Consider the following 20,748-nt stretch of genomic DNA (forward strand, 5'->3'; position numbering starts at 1 on the left):
ATTTTCTTTCATAAATAACAAAAGCGCCAATGGCGCTTTTGTTATTTTATACCTGTCTGCCGCGGCAGTTTTTGCTTTTAATCCAATACCCTATTATACAACTCCCAATAATCCTTCACCATTTTATCGCTCGAAAACTGCGAATTTGCCCAGTTATAACAATCAGCCCTGCTAATCTGACGGAGCCAGCCAACTGCTTCGGCGGCTTCATCAACCGTATTAACCAAAAAGCCGGTCTGTGCGTTTTTGATTAATTCTGGCATCGAGCCTCGGTTAAAAGCAATGACTGGCGTACCGCACAGCATTGCTTCAGCCACACTCAAGCCAAAAGGTTCATCAAAGCTGATGGGATGCAACAGTGCATAAGCTCTGCCTAAAAGCTCCCGGCGCTTATCAGGCCCGGCATGGCCTATATACTCCACATCAGCACAAAACAATGGCTCTATCTTTTCCTTAAAGTAGTTTGTATCCTGAACTATACCGGCTATCAGTAATTTCCGTTTACTTTTTTTGGCGATATCGATAGCTTCGGCAGTTCCTTTATCGGGATGGATACGACCGAAGTACAACAGGTAATCATGCGGCTGTTCATAAAACTGAAAATCACGGGTATCGAGGCCGTTGTATACCGTGGCTAAATAATCAAGCTCAGGACTACGGTCGGCATTGCTGATAGAAACGTAATGCCCCCGGCTATTATATTTTTTATAAACAGGGATGATCTTTGATGATGAAAACCCGTGAATGGTAGTGAGTAACGGCGTTTTAATCAGGCCTGAGTATGTAAGCGGCAAAAAGTCAAAGTTATTATGAATAATGTCGAACTGACCGGCCTTTTCCATCAGGTTACTGATATGCAGGCATTCCAGCACTTTGGCATCCTGCGTTCTGTCTTCCTCGTAACCCGTCTCGCAAATAGCATCAAGTTTACCCGCGGTTATCGAATCGCCCGTGGCGAAGAGTGTTACCTCCGCCCCCATTTTGATGATCCCTTCGGTTATGTTTGATGCTATTTGCTCCCAGGGCCCGTAGTGCCTGGGCGGCGTACGCCAGGCAACAGGGGCTAATACAGCTACCTTCATTTAACAGATCTGCATTTTTTGGCCGTATTTATTGTACTCATATTCCAGCTCAAAGGCTTTCAACACCGTAAGGTGCGATATCAGATAAGCCAGTGTACTTTCAGCTCCCTGGTTACGGTTAATGCCGCCAGGCAGCAAACCATCGCAGCAGCCTTTTGTTTCATGGTCATACAGTGGTGCCCGCAAAGTATTTTCGCCCAGGAACCACTTATAGCTCAGGAACATTTTTTCAATGTATTGCGGTATCCTGAAGATCTGGTATGCCTGGAAATGCATCAGCACCATAGCCATAGTTTCAATAGCCTGTTGATCAAATGTAGGGAATGTGCCGCCACGGTAATACCAGCCATCATTACCAACAGGACTTAAATATCCGTTTGATAATGTAAGCTGATCAAGGAAAGCCATGGTTGCCAAAGCTATTTTCCTGGCTTCTTCATTACCGGTAATCTCGCATGAGTGCAGTAAGGCCAGCGGAAGGATGGCGTTATCGTAAGTCATCTTTTCCTCAAACCATTGCCAATCATCAGACTGGGTGTTGTTATAAGCATCAATTAATGGCTGGGTAAGGTTGGCCAATATTTTAACCATACCCTCATCTGTAGGGTAAACCTGCAGGTAAAGACTGATACCAATTATAGTATTTGCCACACCCCTTAAATGTTTCAGCGCTGAAAAATGCGGCACCGATTTATGGAAGATCTCCAGGGCGAATTCACGATATGAATTGCTGGCCGCACAGCCAATCAAATGACCAAGAGCCCAAATGGTACGGCCAAATGAATCTTCCGACCCAACCTCGTCCAGGTAGCGCCTGTCAAAACTCAGGAAGTTGCGGAAGTTACCATCATCAGTTTGCATATAGTGGATATAGCTCAGGTAAATAGGCAGCAGTTCAAATGCTTCCCTGCTTCCGTTACGCTGATAAGCCATTAGTGCCATAATGAGCGCACGGGCGTTATCATCCAAACAATACCCTTCTTTTAAATTCGGGATCCCATACTTGGCATGTTGTACAATCCCGGTATCGTCGGTAAGCCGTAACACGTGTGTCAAGCTGAACTTTGGCAGGATCTCCGGATCAACAATGCTGTTACGCAGAATCTTGTCACTAAAGTCATACCGAACCATTGATTCCTGCGCCACCTTAATAAATTCGGCACCGATAACCGGCCATCGTAAATGCAGGCCATATTGGTAAGCGTTTTCTTTCAGTTCGTTCAGCACACGGTCCTGATCAAGCAATTCAATAACGATATCGGCCAGCGCTTCCGAATTTTTAAAATCAAATAACCTGCCGCGCTTTTCCGCCAGCAATTCTGTAGCATGCCAGTACGGAGTTGAAACTACTGCTGCACCTGCACCAACAGCGTATGATAGCGTACCGCTGGTGATCTGTGCTTCGTTTAAATATGGTGTTACGTAAATTTCGCAGGCAGTTAAATAATTTACCAATTCCTCTTCCGACACAAATTTGGCAATAAATGCCAGGTTCTTTGACACCCCTAACTGCGCTGCAAGCGATTTCAAATGATCGCGATACTCCTCGCCCGAACTTTTGATAACCCCGGGATGTGTATTACCCAATACCACGTACATCACATCAGGATGTTTCGCTACTATTTTAGGCAATGCTTTTATTACGGTTTCCAAACCTTTGTTGCGGCTTAGCAAACCGAAGGTTAACATCACCCTTTTGTTTTTAAAAGACGACAAGCTTTTAACCGGGTTCTCGGCAGGGGCCTCCACATCAGGTACGCCATGCTCTATGATCTGGATCTTATCGGCAGGGATCTCATAAATATCGGTCAGGAAATCTACAGCACGTTTACTCATCACCACAACCTTTGATGATTGCTCGGCAATTTCGCGGATAATGATGCGCTGCACATAACTCGGGTCTTTCAATACCGTGTGTAAAATGGATATCAGCGGCTTTTCAAGACGATTGATCAGCGGTAAAATATAAATGCCGCTTTCGCCGCCGTAAATGCCAAACTCATGCTCCATAATACATACATCGGCATTACTGGTGTTGATATAATTGGCCGCACGGATATAATCTTTCTGGTGATTTTGGCGAATGATATATTTAACTTCCTCCGGATATTCATATTCCTGCAGGTTTTCCGAATCATTAAGTGCCACAACAAAGCCATTTTGTGCTAAGGTGTGCCTTTCAGGAAAATTTGAACTGATGGCACGCATCAAATTATTATTAAATGTTGCAAGACCGCATTCGCGGGGGGGATAGGTTGATATATATGCTATTTTCATATGTTGATTGTGTATAGATGCTTTGTATTGATCCGTTTTACAAAAAATTTAATTAATTGTAAAAACTGAATGACTACAAAAAAGTGCAATAAGTGACCTTAATTATTGCTTTTGACACATTCAAAGCAGCATTTTCATAGACATCTGTACAAATGCATAAACTATACCAATTTAATTCAAACTTAAATCCAGCAACATTATTAGCCGGTTGTAACAGGCAAGTTACAGGGATAAAGCATTTGTTGTAAATGTTATCAGTTCGATAAAGGGATGAGGTTACATTTCAGGAGGAATAGCAAATTATACAGCTGAGATCGGATTGCGCGCCGGGGCGAAAGCGAAAATTTATACGCCACGCAAATTCAACCTGCATAGTTCGCTTAGCATATCATACAAGGTTTCTCCTCGTTCGTATGACAACGAGGCATTATATTTTATTTATTAGTATAGAAATCAATCGCTTCTATAATTACATCGCAAGCTTTCCTGATCTCGTCGTGGGTAATGATCAAAGGAGGCGCCAAACGCATAGAGTTGCTGCAATGTAAAAACCAGTCGGTTATTACCCCGTTTTCAATACAACGGTCAATTATCTTTTTATTGAGCTCGAAGTTTTCCAGTTCGATAGCCATCATAAGGCCTTTACCGCGTACCTGTTGTATAGCGGTGTGTACAAGCAAGTTCCGAAACAAAGCTTCCTTTTCGGCCACGGCAGCTGCCAGATTGTTATCCAGCAGAAACTCCAGCGCAGCCAAGCCTGCCGCGCAACATACCGGGTGCCCGCCAAAGGTAGTGATATGGCCAAGGATCGGGTTTTCTTTCAACGCGTCCATAATCTGGTTTGATGAAATAAACGCCCCTATCGGCATCCCACCGCCTAAAGCTTTTGCCAGTAACAGGATATCTGGTACGATATCAAAATGCTCAAATGCGAAAAGCTTGCCTGTGCGTCCAAACGCCGCCTGGATCTCATCGAGGATCAACAGCGTACCGGTTTCGGTACAACGGGCACGTAAGGCCTGTATATAGGTAAGATCCGGCACACGGATGCCGGCCTCACCCTGGATGGTTTCGATAATCACGCAGGCGGTTTCTTCAGTTATCAGCATAAGATCTTCCGGATTATTAAAACGGATAAAATTTACGCCCGGTAATAAAGGACGATAAGCCTGTTTAAACTCCTCATTGCCCATAACACTCAATGCGCCATGTGTGCTGCCATGATATGAGTTAAGACAAGCCACAATCTGCTGCCTGCCTGTAAAACGCTTGGCAAGCTTTAATGCCCCCTCGACGGCCTCGGCACCCGAGTTGGTAAAATATACCGATTGGAGGGGCGCCGGTAATACCGAAACAAGCTTTTCGGCAAAGCGCACCTGCGGGGTTTGTACATACTCGCCGTACACCATCAGGTGCATGTATTTATCAACCTGCTGTTTAATAGCCTCAATAACATAAGGGTTGCTGTGGCCTAAGCTACTTACACCGATGCCTGAGATCAGATCGATAAATGCTTTGCCTTCGCTATTATACATGTAAATACCTTCGGCACGCTCAAATTCAAGCAATAAGGGAAAGTTGGTAGTTTGGGCGTTATTGGCAAGAAAGAGTTGGCGAAGAGTTGGCATGTTTTTAAGTTGTATTCAAAATTGTTAAAATCCAAACCGTCATTGCGAGAGCTCTGCTAATCGGGGATTGCTTCGTACCTCGCAATGACGAGTAATAGAACCCAGACTTACGAAGTTTTAAAAACTGCTATGTAGAAAAGCATAGCAAAGATGTATGAGATTTTTCGATTCACATAAAGTTATAGTTTTATTTTCAGTAATTAAAAAGACTCAAACTGCTATGTGCGATCAATGCCGCCAGTAATTGTGTGAATTTAAAAGAGGTACGAATACTTCGTAATGTAATTAAATACAGTTTTCAAATGTGCGTTTTCCTCTTTAATGTTGATCTGAGATGCTTTTTGTTACTGAAACTCTTTTTTAATAAATTTAGTATGCTGTAAGAAACGGAAGCGGGCTCTGCTGAGGAGCAACCTGCCAGGGATATTACAGCCGGATAAAGCATATCAGCCAGGCATTTCTATTCGTAGTCCACTGCCTGGCTGTTTGTTTATATGCTGTTCTGTCATGCCTAAAGAAAACCTTTCAGCTTTCAGGCCCTTTTCGTTTTGTTTATTCTTTAAATAATCTTCTTTGTAGGGCTGTCCGCTTGTGGCAACCCCTTTGGCTATCATAGCCAGTTTACGTGCTACTTTAATGATCGCCTTTTTACCACTTTTGTTTGCATGTTTGCTGTAATAAGCAAACAATGAGCGGGATTTAGCTATCGCTTTCCATGATGCTTCTACCAGTAATGGACGCAAGTGACCATTGCAGCGTGGCTGCACACCTTTGGTTTTAATAACCGGACCTGAACTATCCTCCCATGGGCATAAACCAAGAAAGCTGGCGTATTTGTCCGGCGCTTCGAAACGACTGAAATCAGCTATCTCTACCAGTAATCCCATTGCTGTAATTGCACCGATGCCCGGAACTGTCAACAGGTTCGTATAAGTTTCCTTATGCAAGGACTGAATCTGCAACCGCAGGGATTTCGTTATTTGGAATAATTGCTTCCGCTGATATTTTAACTCTTCTATATATTGCTGTAAGGTAAACGTGCCAGGCGAACTACCCAGCTCAATGTTCAGCCAGGCCAGCGCCTTACCCGATAAAAACTCGTTTTTTGAGATGGTCTCGGGTAGCTTTATACTATAATACATCAAAAAGCTTTTGAGCCTGTTGTTTGCCCTGGTTACGTCAATAACCTTGCTTTCCGTCATCCGAAACAGGCTCCTTAATTCCTGTTGATCCTGGTTGAGTACATAGATCCCTTTTAAATTGCCCCGCTCCAAATGGTCTGCAAGTGCCCGGCTGTCGTGAAGATCTGTTTTATTCTTCTTTTGCTTGTCTGTTGTGGGAATATCCGCTGCGTGTACAATGATGTTCTTTATTCCGAGCTTACATAGTTGCCCGTGGGCTTCCGTGCCACAAAAGCCCGCTTCATACGCTGAATAATAATCCCCTCCGGGAAACTCCCGCTGTAAATAAGCATCCAATCGCTCTGCTCCCGGATCCTGGCTAAAATGGGATACCTCAATCCCAAGGCTCCGGATCGTTACTGCCCATGATTTTTTGTGAACATCAAGTCCAACATAAAATTTCTGACCACTAAAGTCATTCCCATTTTGCAATTTTGTTTTTGGCATAGCGCGGTTATTTAATTGTTATTTTGCGAAACTTAAAGTTATCGCCTCTAAATTAAATTTCGGCCCTCCAAAAGAGGATGACCGCATACTCTGCGCTATGCTTTTCTTACATAATTACTTCGTAAGTCTTAGGTCCGCAATGATGACCTACTTAGATTTACCGACAAAGATAAACTAAAACAGATGGACGAAAATCCATCTGTAAACGTATTTTTAAAATGATCTTGATTTATTAGGAAGAAAAGAAACCTAATCTCTAAACTCCAACCTCTAATCACTACCCCTAATTCCCCGCTCTCTCGCTGCGTTCGCTGAGTTGTTTGATGAGCTCATCGTTAAATTCCTGTTCGCTTTTGTACAGGACACTCACCTTTTCGGGCGGAAGGATCTTGGCAAAGGAATCGCGGTAGCGTTTACGGATCCCAACCAGCTGGCTTTCGTAATAGATCTCCTTATCTATTTGCTCGGTGCCGTTGGTTGATGAAGTAGAGTTATTTAAACGCTTCAGAATGCGCACAGCAGTAAGTTCCTGCTGGTACTGATTATAAAGCGGCCAAAATTTGTTAGCCTCTTCATCGGTAAGATCAAGCTGGCGGCTGATATACCTGTTACGGGCAGCCTCAAGCCTCTTACCCATAGCGCCCTTTTTGTTGCCATTAGGACGTACCGGGTTAAGTTGGGGCCTTGAGGGCGTTTGAGCCGGAACAAAGCGGTTAACCTGCCCCACAGCTTCATAGCCTATTGCCATAACAAATAACACAATACAAATATGCCTGATCAATTTACTCATTAAATTTTTTCCTCTGTTTAATTATCTATATAATCCGACAGATCTTCGTCTGCATTACTTGCGTTGCTTTTTTGGTTTGCATCTATCAGTGTACGGGTATCGCCTGCATCCATATGTAACTGAAGATAGCTTTTTATTTCATCAACCGGTACCGATGATACCTGCTCATGCAAGTAAGAATGGTTATGATCCGGCGCCTGGATATCTCCCCTGAAAATAACACCCACACCTAATATTAAAGCAAAGCAGGCCGCTGTAGCATACCTGATGGTTGGCGACAACCAAAGCCTCCTCACCATTCCTTTTTTCTGTACAGGTTTTGCTTTGTTAATGCTTATAACATTATCAATCTCCTGCTCCTCTTCAACTTCAGCATTAACTGTTTTATCCAGGATACGCTGGTTAAGCTTATCAAAGTAATCTATCGGTACAACAAAGCCTTCGTGCTCGGCATTTACTGCTTCCTCAACTGCTATGCGGCTTTGAATATTGGCACTTAGCTCCTCAAAATAATTTTCAGGAACAGTAAACCCTTCATCGCCCATGGCTTCCTCAACCGCTATACGGATTTGGATGTTGCTGCTCAGTTCATCAAAGTAATTTTCGGGTACGGTGAAGCCTTCATCAGCCAGGTTCATGACCTCCTCCACCGCTATGCGGCTTTGGATATTGCTGCTTAACTCGTCAAAATAGTTTTCGGGCACCGTGAAGCCCTCTCCCGCATTCATGGCTTCATCCACCACAATACGGCTTTGAATATTGCTGCTCAGCTCATCAAAATAATTTTCGGGAACGGTAAACCCCGAATCACCGGCGCTAAAAGCACGCTCAATATTTATACGGCTCCGGATGTTGCTGCTTAGCTCGTCAAAGTAATTTTCGGGTATGGTATACCCTGCAGATGGATAGTTTTTTAATCCCTCAAGCCTTATACGTGTTGTAATGTGCTGCGCTAACTCATGGAAATAGCCTTCAGGCACTGTGAACGGGTTAGTTTTGCTAACCTGTTTCAGTGCGATGAAATCATCCAGCCATTCCCTATTGTCCATATCGCTTTTCATACACAACTATAGATTGGTATAGTGCTAAAAGGTTTAACGTAAATTAAAAAATTAATCCCTGCCAAGCAAATGAGCTTCTATCTTCTTGACTGCCAGATGAAACGAAGCCTTTAAAGCCCCCACGCTGGTACCCAAAACCTGCGACATTTCTTCATACTTCATGTCTTCATAATATTTCATATTGAAAACAAGCCGTTGTTTTTCGGGCAGGGTAAGCAGTGCTTCCTGTAGCTTACGCTGCGCCGCATCGCCGTTAAAATAGGTTGAGTCGGCCAGTGTATCGGCCAGCTCATAAGCAACATCATCCAACGAAACATTATTTTTTTGTTTTTTCTTATTCAAAAAAGTAATGCATTCGTTGGATGCTATCCTGTACATCCAGGTGTACAGTTGCGCGTCGTTTCTGAAACCAGCCAGGTTTTTCCAAACCTTTACAAAAACATCCTGAACCAAATCATCAGCATCGTCATGATCAACAACCATGCGCCTGATGTGCCAGTATATTTTTTGCTGGTACTTTTTCAACAACAGGTTAAATGCCTCATTCCGGGTTTTTTCGTCCTGAAACTTGCTTAATATCTCTGAATCTTCAACCTGTACCGACATTTTTAGAATTTTATTAATGTTAAAGGTTTAATTAACCTTTTTTGTTTTTTCTTTCTATCACCTTTTTCACCGCTGCCACAATATGATCTGCATCCAGGCCGTATTTGGTCATCAGCTGTTCAGGTGTACCGCTTTCGCCAAAGCTGTCATTTACAGCTACGTACTCCTGTGGTGATGGATTGTGCACTGCAAGCACCTGGGCAACGCTATCGCCTAAGCCACCCAAACGGTTATGCTCTTCGGCAGTAACTACGCAGCCTGTTTTGGCAACCGATTTCAAAATAGCCTCTTCATCCAACGGTTTAATGGTGTGGATGTTGATGATTTCGGCATCGATACCCTGCTCAGCTAAAATTTCGCCTGCAAGGATAGCCTGCCATACCAGGTGACCTGTAGCAAAGATACTTACATCAGCGCCTTCGTTCACCATCCATGCTTTACCAATTTCAAATTTTTGATCGGGATCGGTAAAGATCGGAACAACCGGGCGGCCGAAACGTAAGTAAACCGGGCCGTCATACTCAGCTATAGCAACAGTAGCAGCTTTAGTTTGGTTGTAATCGCAGGTGTTGATAACAGTCATGCCTGGTAACATTTTCATCAGGCCTATATCTTCCAAAATCTGGTGGGTAGCACCGTCTTCGCCCAAAGTTAAACCGGCGTGTGAAGCGCAAATTTTAACGTTTTTGTTTGAATAAGCTACCGACTGGCGGATCTGATCATAAACCCTGCCAGTTGAAAAGTTGGCAAAAGTACCGGTAAAAGGGATTTTACCGCCGATGGTCATACCCGCAGCAATACCGATCATGTTAGCTTCGGCAATACCTACCTGTACAAAACGCTCAGGGAATGCTTTAATAAAATCGTTCATTTTTAACGAACCAATAAGGTCGGCGCAAAGTGCAACAACCTGGTCATTTTTCTGGCCTGCTTCCAGCAACCCGGCGCCAAAGCCCGAGCGGGTATCTTTTTTATCTGTGTAAGTGTATTTTTTCATTGTTCAAATTCCCCCTGCAATCGAGAGGGATTGGCATTAAATCGTAATAATAAAATTGATGTCTTTAACTCTCCCCCTTTGGGGGAGCCGGAGGGGGTGAATTAATAATCGCCCAGTGTTTCCTCTAACTGATCTAACGCCAGTTTAAGCTGCTCATCATTTGGCGCAACACCGTGCCATTTGTGGCTGCCTACCATAAAATCGACACCGTAGCCCATTTCGGTATGCATCAGGATCATGATCGGTTTACCCTGACCTGTGCGGCTTTTTGCTTCTTCAAGCACTCTAACCACATCGGCCATATCGTTACCTTTCATATCCAATACATCCCAGCCAAAAGCTTCCCATTTAGCGCGAAGATCGCCTAATGAAAGTACCTGTTTGGTTGGACCATCAATTTGCTGACCGTTAACATCGATAGTTGAGATCAGGTTATCAACATGATTGTGCGGGGCAAACATCGCAGCTTCCCAAATCTGGCCTTCCTGGATTTCGCCATCGCCATGCAGGGTAAACACCAATGATTTATCACCGTTTAATTTTTTTGCCAATGCAGCGCCGATAGCTACCGATAAACCCTGGCCTAATGAACCCGAAGCAATACGGATGCCCGGAAGATGCTCATGTGTGGTTGGGTGACCTTGTAAACGCGCGTTCAGTTTACGGAAAGTTGCCAGTTCGGCTTTATCAAAATAACCGGCATGTGCCAATGTGCTGTAAAACACGGGGGAAATATGGCCGTTTGACAGGAAGAAAATATCTTCGCCAACTGCATCCATATTAAATTTAGGATCGTGGTCCATTACCGAAAAATACAATGCGGTAAAGAAATCGGTACAGCCCAATGAGCCGCCCGGGTGGCCTGATTGACAGCCATGTACCATGCGTACAATGTCGCGCCTGATTTGTGACGCGGTTTTTTCTAATGTTTGTAAGTCTGCTTTCATTAATGGAATTTAGGAACTGCTAAAGTAGCTATTTTGATTGTGTTTTTAACACTTATTTTACAAGATCGAGCACCTGTTGTGACGAGGCCTTAGTATCAACCTTACTGATCACATGCGTAATAACCCCTTCTGCATCAATTATAAATGTGGTACGGGCTGTACCCATATATTTTTTGCCATACATGTTTTTTTCAACCCATACACCGTAAGTTTCAACAATTTTAAGCTCATTATCGGCTATCAGGGTAAATGGCAGGCTATATTTAGTTTCAAATTTTTTGTGTGATTTTTCATCGTCGGTACTTACCCCTATCACCTCAAAACCTTTGCTTAAAAGCGATTGATAGTTATCCCTGAAATCGCATGATTCGGCAGTACAGCCGGGGGTATCATCTTTAGGATAAAAGTAAAGGATCACATTTTTCCCTTTGTAATCGGCAAGGGATACTTCTTTGCCGTTTTGATCTTTAGCGGTAAAAGCAGGAGCTTTATCGCCTTCTTTTAATGTTGTCATGGCTTATTTAGGTACTTATCTGGAAAAATCGGCGGAAAATTCCGAAAAATTATTCTTGTTATCAACTAAAGTCAACTTAAACACGTGTTTACCGGGTGCAATATCGCTATTAAAGGTGTAACTTAATATTTTACTTTTATAATCGTGCTCCATCAGCACCCATTTGCCATCAATTGTTCCTGTATAGCTCTTAATTCCTGATAAATTATCACTCATCCTGAAATTAATACTGCGGGCAGCCTTCATATTGCTCTCATTTTTGATATTGAGCGGGCGAATAACCGGGGCTACCGTATCTACCTTGATATAATAGTCGCCAAAGGCGCTCACCTGCGATATCACATAGCCATCTTTAAAGTAACCGCCCTGGCAGCCGCCCCATGAACTTACAATAACCGCCTTATCAGTGTACTTACCCAGGTCAACATCGGGTTTGATCCAAATTTCATAGCTGTCATGAATAGGGGTTAAACGGTTATGGATATGGTGCATAGCCGAATAAGCCCCTGCAGGTTTAGCCGAAGTCGAATATTGAAAATCCAGATCATCATACAAATTGCCCGGCATAATGATCACTTTCACTTTGTCGTTGCTAAACTCACTCCGCTTGTCATAGTAAAACATAGTACCGGTAGGTTTTACAGGCTGTGGGTTTGTAAACGGAGATGATTTAACCTTCAGGTTAAGCGATGCTGTATTGCCAGCCACATCCTTTACAATATACTCCACATCATGCGTCGCGTTATCATCAAACGTAATGATGCCGTTATTTACCGATTGCGGATATAATGAAATCCGGCTGCCGGGCAAAATGAAACATTTCTGCATCCACCTGTGGGATGATTCAAATGCAGGGTAATCTATATACGCATTGATAGCATGGGTCTGATCAAACGCGAAACGTTCAACCGCAAAGGTATACACGGTTTTGCCATCCAGTTTTAGCTCTATTGAATAAACGCCGTTATGATTAAACGACGTGCTGTTCATATCGCTGGTATTAATCCCGAATCCGATATTGCCGCTTAGTTCCAGCGTTTGTGGTTTAAGGAGATGATAATTACCTGCTGAGCCCGTAACGCCTAAAAACTCCCTGGGTGTTTTTTCACTGAACGGTTTTCCGTTGAGGTGATAGATACCAATAGCGGTAATTGTAGGCGGCACTTTATCAGGAATGGTTAAACCAAATAGCTGTGCATTGATAGTTTCCACTGTTTTACTGTCCCTGATCTCAAAGTGCACATGCGGCCCGGCCGATGCACCGGCATTTCCTGAAATAGCTACAACCTCATCCTTTTTTACCGGCACCTGTGTTGGTGTAAGATTAAAATCAGCCTCAAAGGTTTGGTGCTCGTACTGGTATTTCTTTACCAGATCAATAACCGCCGGGCTAAAGCTTTGCAAATGGCCGTAAACCGTAGTATACCCATTGGGATGGGTAATATAAATAGCCCTCCCAAACCCACCAAACTGTACACGTACCCTTGATATGTAACCTTCGGCAGCTGCATATACAGGGTAGCCTGTCCGCTGGTTGGTTTTAAAATCGAGCCCGGAGTGGAAATGTGACGGCCTTAACTCGCCAAATGAACCGGCTGTAGTGGGCGGCATAAGATCAAGCGGATACCTGAAATAGTTTTGCGGGTAAGCCCTGCTTTGTATAATATTTTGAGCAAATGCGTTTGAATAAATCGCCAAACACATTGCGCCTGTAACCAATATTTTTTTTATCATGCTTACTTAACGTAAAAATCGAGCATTTTCTCATCTTCGAGGTATCCCTCAAGTCTGTCGCCGATTTTTACTTTTGATACACCTGGTGGGGTGCCGGTAAATATTAGGTCGCCCTTTTTTAGGGTAATGTATTTTGAAACAAAGGCGATGATGCTCTCAAAAGAGAAAAGCAGGTCGCGGGTGTTGCCCTGCTGACGGGTTTCACCGTTAATATCCAGCTTAAAGTTGATATCATAAACAGATTCAAACTTGGTTTTAGGCACAAAAGTGCTGACGGGCGCCGAGCCATCAAAGGCTTTAGCCAGTTCCCAGGGAAGGCCTTTTTCTTTGTGGCGTGCCTGAACATCACGCGCGGTAAAATCAATACCTAAGCCAATTTCTTCATAATAATTAGCGGCAAATTTTTCGCTGATGTGCTTGCCCTCTTTACTGATCTTCAAAACCAATTCAATTTCATGGTGTACATCTTCCGAAAAATCGGGATGGTAAAAAGGTTTGTTCTCTTTTAATAAGGCCGTATCGGGCTTCATGAAGATAACCGGCGTTGTGGGTACCGGGTTATTGAGTTCTTTGGCGTGTTCGGCGTAGTTGCGGCCAATGGCAATAATTTTCATAAATGAACGCTATAATCGCCAAAGCTAAAAAATTTGATGGGTTTGGGAGGAAGGTTTATAATGTTGTATTAATAATTTGACTTTCCCCTCAAGTAAAACTTACGCAGGCAAGTTGCGTACCTCTGGCACGCCCAAAATGGGGTTCATTCAATTGCTACAAACCTTATGCCCCGCTGGGGCAGTCAAAAATGAAAAAATTAAGTTTAATCGAATTTAATTAATAACCGAAATCCTTTTGATAACAGATTCGGTGCCGGCAACAACGCGGACAAAGTAAAAACCACGGACCAGCTTATTGCTGATCGGGTAATTCAGATTATGATCGCCGGATTCAACCCTTTGAGAAAACAGGGTAGAAATATCGTTGCCCAGCACATCCATTATTTTAATGGTTACGTTGGCATTGCGCGAAATGGAATATTTAAGATTGATCTGGTCGGTTACCGGGTTGGGGTACAATTGCACATCGCTTAGTAGTTTATCGTCGGGCCGGGATACATTCAATTTTACACTTGAAGTAACAGCGGGTTTTAATGGAGGAAGCGAAAGGTGCAAGCCATTCTTTAAATAAGACGTTTTGGCGGCTTTAGTTTTACCCCTAAGATACACGGTATCAGACTTTAGCGAATGACCATCGGCAACAAAGGCGAAGTTCACGAAAATTGCCATCGCAATTATCACGACCCATGTATAGGTATAAACATAAGAATATGTAAAATTTCGCCTCATTATTTAGTATGATTCTACAAAAGTATAAATAATGCCCTCATCCCATTAAATATTAGTGTTTTTGTAAAACTTTTTAACAAATTTTAACAAAATGCACAGCCTTATTGTATAATAGACACATAATTTCCTTATACGTTTAATCATTGTAATGGTTTAACCAAAAAAATTAATATTTTTGCCATCTCTAAATCATAAAAGTGTCAAATCATAAAGATCTGCATAAACTGTCGGCCGCGGGCTTTCTAATCAGTTTAGGAATAATTTACGGTGATATTGGTACCTCCCCATTATACGTATTCAAGGCTATAGTTGGCCAGCGTCAAATTTCAGAAACATTAATTCTTGGAGGTGTTTCGCTCATTTTTTGGACATTAACCCTGCAAACTACTTTAAAGTATGTGGTGATAACCCTAAGGGCCGATAACAAGGGCGAAGGCGGCATTTTCTCGCTGTTTTCATTAGTACGGCGTAAAGCAAAATGGCTTATTATACCGGCGGTTGTAGGTGGCTGCGCCCTTTTGGCCGATGGTATTATCACCCCACCAATTACCATATCATCGGCTATTGAAGGTTTGCAGACCTATTACCCTAACTTGCCTACTGTATATGTGGTAATGGCTATTATTACTGCTTTATTTATCATACAGCAATTTGGCACATCGCTGGTAGGTAAGGCATTCGGGCCTATCATGTTCGTCTGGTTTACGATGATGGGTTTTTTAGGTGTTACCTATATTGTACATGATCCATGGGTTATCCGCTCGTTAAACCCGTACTATGCCATTAAATTGCTTACGTCGAGTTCAAGCGATGGCGCCTTCATTATATTGGGTGCCGTGTTTCTGTGTACCACAGGTGCCGAAGCATTGTACTCCGATCTTGGCCACTGCGGTAAAGCCAATATCCGCGTAAGCTGGGTGTATGTAAAAATTTGTCTTATCCTAAACTATTTAGGCCAGGCAGTTTGGTTGCTACAGCGTAACGGCCACGTTATGGACCTTAATGCTCAAAACCCCTTTTACCAAATCATGCCAACATGGTTCCTGATATATGGCATCGGCATAGCTACAGTAGCGGCTATCATTGCCAGCCAGGCGCTGATATCAGGTTCGTTTACGCTCATTGCCGAAGCTGTAAGGCTTAATCTTTGGCCAAAAGTTAGGATCAACTATCCATCCGAGCAAAAAGGACAGTTATATGTACCCAGCGTTAACTGGCTCCTTTGGGCCGGTTGTTTAGGTGTGGTGCTAATATTCAAACACTCGGATAAAATGGAGGCTGCTTACGGTTTAAGTATCACCGTAGCCATGCTCATGACCACCATACTGGTATCCAAATTCCTGAAACGCAAAAAAGTACCTAACTATATCATCAATACGTTTTTGGCGGTTTACCTGCTTATTGAAGGAACCTTCCTTACCGGTAACCTGCACAAGTTTTTAGATGGTGGTTGGTTTACCCTCTCCATCGGTTTTGTGCTGTTCACCGTAATGTGGACATGGCATACCGCCCGCAAAATCAGGAACCGATATGTGAAGTTTGTTGAGATAGAAGATTATTTTGATATAATAAAGGAGCTAAGCTCTGATGAAAGTGTGCCTAAATATGCTTCGCAGTTGGTTTATTTAACCAGCGCCAACTTCAATTCAGAAATTGAATCAAAAATTGTTTATTCCATACTTCAAAAGCAGCCTAAACGTGCCGATGTTTACTGGCTGGTACACGTTGACGTAGTGGACGAACCTTACAAACGCGAATACGAAGTTGACCATTTAGTGCCAAACAAACTCATCCGGATTGACTTTAAGCTCGGTTTCCGCGTTGAACAGCAAATAAACCTGCTATTCAGGAAAGTAGTAGAAGATCTGGTTAAAAAAGGCGAGGTTGATATTACCAGTACCTACAAGTCACTGAACAGGCATAAAATTGTCGGCGATTTCCGTTTTGTGGTGATCGAAAAGATCTTCTCACGCTCACACAACCTGTCATTCATCGAAAGATTTATAATGGATTACTACAAGCAGCTTAAAAAAGTGAGCTTATCCGAAGAGCGCGGTTTTGGCCTCGACCTGAGTTTTGTAACAGTAGAGAAAGTACCGCTGGTACTTGCTATACCTGAGGCGATAGAGATCCACCGGGTTAATTAAGAGAACCCTTTTAAATATTGAAAGCCTTCCGGAAACGGGAGGCTTTTGTTTTTCAATCTACTACGGGCTTTCAACTCAAGGGTGTGAGCTGAAAGCTTATACTATGCCACCCACAGGCTGAAAGACTGCGATAGTTATATAGTTATCTACTTTTTTCCCAGGCCATCCGCATATATTTCCGCACTTCATCATTAATATCTTCCTTAAAATACATCCTGAAGTAGTGATTATACTGATCGGTGCCGGGCACTTGTTTTATTTTGCTGAAGCACAGGTTATCGTCATAAACCTGTTTAAAGGGAAATACCACATCAATAAAGTTTTTACCTAATTGTGTAACATAAGCAAAGTTTATCCTTGCTCCCAATGCTATCATGCTTTTGGTAGGATAAACTTTAATTTTGGCAATTTGCAGGTACTCGTCAACCAAATGATCAAACAGCGCTATGGTATGGGCCGTTTTGCCGCTTAGCGCTTCCGATAGCTCCCTGTCGCGGCATGAATGCACCTGGTTGGTAGCGGTAAATTCACGTTCGCATAAGGGGCAGTTCCACATAGGTTTTAAGCGGCTTTGGTTTCTTTACCCAGCACGCTGTTTTTATAACTGTAGGTAGCATAAATCACTAAGCCAATCACCAGCCATATCAAAAACCTAAGCCAGTTGGTATAGCCAAGCTCGGTCATGAGGTAAAAGCAGCTCATCAGCCCCAAAACAGGGATAAGCGAGAAGTTTTTAATAAAACTATAAACCGCAATTACGATGATCAGGATAAAGAAAAGATAGTTAGGGAAATTATACAGGAAGCCGTCAAAACCAAGATAATATTTCTTAGCATCGCTGATATCGTTAGTTTGCCTTAGCGCGGTATTGAATTTATCCTCCTCTATATCTTTAAAATATTTTTTAGCCGAGTCGGGCTGGGCAGTTACATTAGCGTTATAAAGCTGATTGGTAGTTTTAAGCAGGCTCAGCTCGTCATTGTTGTCCATATTATCAATGATGTCGCTACGGTCTTTTAGCTTCTTAAACTGCATCATTTCAACCTGCGCGGCCGGTTTAAACCAGGCTACCGAACCCAAAATCACCAGTGTGATAATTGGTATAATAAATTTACCGTTCACGTATGGTAAATGGAATTTGCCTTTAACAGCCTCTTCACGCGGCAGCAACAGCACACCGCCGCAAACCAGTACAAATGCAAACAGGGTACCTATACTGGTCAAATCGGTTACTTCGGTAAGGTTCATGAACAAAGCAGGTATCGCCACCACAAAACCGGTCACCACGGTGGCAAAGGCAGGTGTTTGATATTTTGGATGGATACGTGAAAATGCTTTAGGCAATAAACCATCGCGGCTCATGCTCATCCAGATCCTGGGCTGGCCTAACTGGAATATCAGCAATACACTCGCTGTAGCAACAACTGCACTAATGGAGATCACATAGCTAATCTTATTTAAGCCCACCTTTGCAAAAACAAAGGCCAGTGGGTCACCAACCTGCAGGTCTTTATAGCTCACCATGCCGGTAAGCACCAATGCTATCAGGATATACAATACTGTACAAATCACCAGCGAATAGATCATGCCGCGGGGCAGGTCGCGCTGGGGCCTTTCACATTCTTCGGCTGTGGTTGAGATCGCATCAAAGCCGATATAAGCAAAAAACACCCCTGATACGCCTTTCATAACGCCACTGAAACCGTTAGGCATAAACGGGTGCCAGTTGGCAGGTGTTACATAAAAAAAGCCAACTACTATAACTGCTATAACAATCACTATCTTTAAAACCACCATCGCATTGGTGGCCTTTTTTGTTTCGCGGATGCCCACATAAACCAGGTAAGTGATGATGATAACAATTAAAAGGGCCGGTAAATTGGCAATGAGCTTAAAACCGCCTATGCCCGGCGCCTGATCCCAGGCCAGTGCTTCTGCTTTTACTTTATCACTGATATCAGCCAGATTTGTACCGGCTGCCTGAACCTGCTCATGCCCGCGCAGGGCCGAAACATAGTCCATAGTCAGAAACTTGGGCATGTGGATATGAAAGCCTTCCAGCAGGTTTACAAAGTATTCGCTCCAGGAAATGGCTACCGCGATGTTACCAATGGCGTATTCCATTAACAGGTCCCAGCCAATGATCCATGCTATCAATTCACCAAAAGAGGCATAAGCGTAGGTATACGCACTACCCGCAACCGGGATGCGCGAGGCAAACTCGGCATAACAAAGGGCCGAAAAGCCGCAGGTAACAGCGGTTAAAATAAACAGGATGGAAACCGCAGGGCCGCCGTGGAAAGAGGCTTCGCCAATTGTAGAAAATATACCTGCCCCCACAACGGCGGCTATCCCCATGAGGGTGAGGTCTTTTACGTTAAGTTCTTTTTTGAGTTGGGATGACGTTGTACCGGGATGCTCACTATCACTAAAACCACATTCAACATCATTTAAAATTTTTGCTACCGACTTTTTACGAAAGATACTTTTCGACATGTAGTTTAATTAATAAGTGCTAACCAATCTCAAAATTAATCATTTTTTTGCATTGAATAAGTATATGCTTACTTTGCAGCATGAAGATAGGAATAAAAGACGTGTTGCACCGGATCCGCCCTTTTTTTATCCTTTACCTTATCCTTTTAGCCACCTGCCTGACTATCAAACTGCTATTTACCCGTGAAGCTATTTTTTTTACGGTTAATGGTTGGCACCACCCCTGGCTTGATACCATTGAGCCTTATGTTACAGATATCGGCGACGGCACCACAGCGGTGATAGTATCACTTGCTATGCTTTTATTCAGCTACCGCAGCTGGCTGTTAATGGCCTCCAGCTATGCCATAACATCCATCGCGGCACAAATCCTTAAATACATTTATATCGCTCCCCGGCCAAAGCTATACTTTGCCAGCCAGTGGAGCAGGGTACATACCGTAGAAGGAGTTTATATATTGGAGAAATACAGTTTTCCGTCCGGACATACGGTGAGTGCTTTTTCTGCCGCGCTGGTCATAACGTACCTTTGTAAAAACAAAGGCTGGGGAATCCCAGCCTTGTTTGTTGCCATAATGGTTGGCTATTCAAGAATTTATTTAACCGAGCACTTTTATGAAGACGTGCTTGCCGGCTCGGCTATTGGTGTGTTTGTTACTATATTTTGGCTAACATGGCTTGACGGTAAGCAGTTCATCAATTCGGCCAAATGGAACCGGGGCCTGCTCGATAACGTATTCAAAAAAGCCCCTGTCGCTAATTAAACTCCAGCTTCCAACTGACTGTTTTTACGTTTGATCACGGTTAACACGATAATCAGTATTATAACGGCGCCGCCGCCATAAATACCTATTTTGGCCGGGGCAGACATGCCTTTTGCGTCAGACAAATACTGATCGCGGCGATCTAAAGTAGGTGCGATTTTGATAGAACTGGAAAATTGTTTCAGTTCGGCCTTTGCCAGATCAAGTCTTTGCTCCGGATAGTTATATTCAAAAGTGTAGGTTACGTCCTGGGTATATAACAGGATAAAATTTCTTAACTCCGGAGATTCACCGGTTGAGCCGCTGTTATCAATCCTGAGGGTGAATACCTTTCCTTCCAGTTTACCGATAGTGGTATCACGCGGATACATTACACTGCCATTAACAGATTGTTTTTGAATACCTTTGATGTAGGTTTTAAATACATCTTTCAAGTCGCTCTCCTTGTTTAAAGGTTTTGTGTTAGCGTTTGGCACGCGTAAAACAAGAATATTACCTAATGATGCACTACCCTGGTATATCTGCTGGCCTAATGTATCCTTTTTAGTAAAGCCTTCGGGTAATGAAACCGTGACAAGGCTATCTATCTTTACAGGTTTAAGTGCCTGGCTAAAACCTGTAAGCGAAAACAGTATTATGCTTAAGCTTAAAATTATCTTTTTCATATTTATTTAACTTGAAAAAGAAGAATAAGTTTTAACTAATAATACATTATGAGATTTACATGAAAGTTA

General features: G+C 43.0%; 18 protein-coding genes. 2 read left to right on the plus strand and 16 right to left on the minus strand.

Annotated elements, in window-relative coordinates:
* Nucleotides 1-77: 77 nt before the first annotated feature.
* The 13 genes from DIU38_RS18685 to DIU38_RS18745 all read right to left on the minus strand — a co-directional run bounded on the left by DIU38_RS18685 (nucleotide 78) and on the right by DIU38_RS18745 (nucleotide 14,547).
* Nucleotides 78-1,082: a glycosyltransferase family 4 protein gene (locus DIU38_RS18685; RefSeq protein WP_112654818.1), complete on the minus strand. Its 1,005-nt coding sequence runs from the start codon at nucleotides 1,080-1,082 to the stop codon at nucleotides 78-80.
* Entirely contained in the window at nucleotides 1,083-3,359 is a 2,277-nt protein-coding gene (locus tag DIU38_RS18690) for a glycosyltransferase family 4 protein (RefSeq protein WP_112654819.1), read from the minus strand.
* A gap of 434 nt (nucleotides 3,360-3,793) precedes the next feature.
* Nucleotides 3,794-4,987, minus strand: coding sequence for an aspartate aminotransferase family protein (locus DIU38_RS18695; RefSeq protein ID WP_112654820.1), 1,194 nt, complete (start codon nucleotides 4,985-4,987; stop codon nucleotides 3,794-3,796).
* 446 nt (nucleotides 4,988-5,433) lie between these two features.
* Nucleotides 5,434-6,615: an IS110 family RNA-guided transposase gene (locus tag DIU38_RS18700; protein ID WP_112658976.1), complete on the minus strand. Its 1,182-nt coding sequence runs from the start codon at nucleotides 6,613-6,615 to the stop codon at nucleotides 5,434-5,436.
* 283 nt (nucleotides 6,616-6,898) lie between these two features.
* Nucleotides 6,899-7,405 carry a hypothetical protein gene (locus tag DIU38_RS18705; RefSeq protein ID WP_091172619.1) on the minus strand — a complete coding sequence of 169 codons (507 nt, stop codon included), beginning with the start codon at nucleotides 7,403-7,405 and terminating at the stop codon, nucleotides 6,899-6,901.
* A gap of 17 nt (nucleotides 7,406-7,422) precedes the next feature.
* Nucleotides 7,423-8,466 (minus strand): hypothetical protein, encoded by a 1,044-nt coding sequence (locus DIU38_RS18710; protein WP_112651354.1) that lies wholly within the window; start codon nucleotides 8,464-8,466, stop codon nucleotides 7,423-7,425.
* Between the two features lie 51 nt (nucleotides 8,467-8,517).
* A complete protein-coding gene (locus tag DIU38_RS18715) occupies nucleotides 8,518-9,072 on the minus strand; it encodes an RNA polymerase sigma factor (RefSeq protein ID WP_090531966.1) in 555 nt (184 codons plus the stop codon).
* Between the two features lie 31 nt (nucleotides 9,073-9,103).
* Nucleotides 9,104-10,069 (minus strand): transketolase family protein, encoded by a 966-nt coding sequence (locus DIU38_RS18720; protein ID WP_090531969.1) that lies wholly within the window; start codon nucleotides 10,067-10,069, stop codon nucleotides 9,104-9,106.
* Between the two features lie 101 nt (nucleotides 10,070-10,170).
* Nucleotides 10,171-11,016, minus strand: coding sequence for a transketolase (locus DIU38_RS18725; RefSeq protein WP_112651356.1), 846 nt, complete (start codon nucleotides 11,014-11,016; stop codon nucleotides 10,171-10,173).
* A 52-nt stretch (nucleotides 11,017-11,068) separates the two neighbouring features.
* Nucleotides 11,069-11,530 (minus strand): thioredoxin-dependent thiol peroxidase, encoded by a 462-nt coding sequence (bcp, locus tag DIU38_RS18730; protein ID WP_112651358.1) that lies wholly within the window; start codon nucleotides 11,528-11,530, stop codon nucleotides 11,069-11,071.
* A 15-nt stretch (nucleotides 11,531-11,545) separates the two neighbouring features.
* A complete protein-coding gene (locus DIU38_RS18735) occupies nucleotides 11,546-13,264 on the minus strand; it encodes a M23 family metallopeptidase (RefSeq protein ID WP_112651360.1) in 1,719 nt (572 codons plus the stop codon).
* Between the two features lie 2 nt (nucleotides 13,265-13,266).
* Nucleotides 13,267-13,878, minus strand: a complete 612-nt coding sequence (locus DIU38_RS18740) for a fumarylacetoacetate hydrolase family protein (protein WP_091172625.1) — start codon at nucleotides 13,876-13,878, stop codon at nucleotides 13,267-13,269.
* Nucleotides 13,879-14,091: 213 nt separating this feature from the next.
* Nucleotides 14,092-14,547: a T9SS type A sorting domain-containing protein gene (locus DIU38_RS18745; protein ID WP_176844542.1), complete on the minus strand. Its 456-nt coding sequence runs from the start codon at nucleotides 14,545-14,547 to the stop codon at nucleotides 14,092-14,094.
* Between the two features lie 257 nt (nucleotides 14,548-14,804).
* On the opposite strand from DIU38_RS18745, the gene DIU38_RS18750 reads away from it, so the two are divergent.
* Complete coding sequence (locus DIU38_RS18750) at nucleotides 14,805-16,754, plus strand: KUP/HAK/KT family potassium transporter (RefSeq protein WP_090531981.1); 1,950 nt, start codon at nucleotides 14,805-14,807, stop codon at nucleotides 16,752-16,754.
* Nucleotides 16,755-16,896: 142 nt separating this feature from the next.
* Here the strand turns inward: DIU38_RS18750 and DIU38_RS18755 are convergent, their stop codons facing one another.
* Both DIU38_RS18755 and DIU38_RS18760 read right to left on the minus strand, forming a co-directional pair.
* A complete protein-coding gene (locus tag DIU38_RS18755) occupies nucleotides 16,897-17,310 on the minus strand; it encodes a DUF5655 domain-containing protein (RefSeq protein WP_243770711.1) in 414 nt (137 codons plus the stop codon).
* A gap of 5 nt (nucleotides 17,311-17,315) precedes the next feature.
* Nucleotides 17,316-19,250, minus strand: coding sequence for an amino acid permease (locus DIU38_RS18760; protein ID WP_112651362.1), 1,935 nt, complete (start codon nucleotides 19,248-19,250; stop codon nucleotides 17,316-17,318).
* An 80-nt stretch (nucleotides 19,251-19,330) separates the two neighbouring features.
* Here DIU38_RS18760 and DIU38_RS18765 point away from each other — a divergent pair, with 80 nt between their 5' ends.
* The gene (locus tag DIU38_RS18765) at nucleotides 19,331-20,014 is read left to right on the plus strand and encodes a phosphatase PAP2 family protein (RefSeq protein ID WP_112651364.1); all 684 of its coding nucleotides are present in this window, start codon (nucleotides 19,331-19,333) and stop codon (nucleotides 20,012-20,014) included.
* Here DIU38_RS18765 and DIU38_RS18770 read toward each other — a convergent pair.
* Nucleotides 20,011-20,679, minus strand: a complete 669-nt coding sequence (locus tag DIU38_RS18770; RefSeq protein WP_091172635.1) for a hypothetical protein — start codon at nucleotides 20,677-20,679, stop codon at nucleotides 20,011-20,013. The genes DIU38_RS18765 and DIU38_RS18770 overlap by 4 nt on opposite strands.
* Between the last annotated feature and the right edge of the window lie 69 nt (nucleotides 20,680-20,748).

Source organism: Mucilaginibacter metallidurans (assembly GCF_003286435.2).
In the GTDB taxonomy this organism is placed as follows: domain Bacteria; phylum Bacteroidota; class Bacteroidia; order Sphingobacteriales; family Sphingobacteriaceae; genus Mucilaginibacter; species Mucilaginibacter gossypii.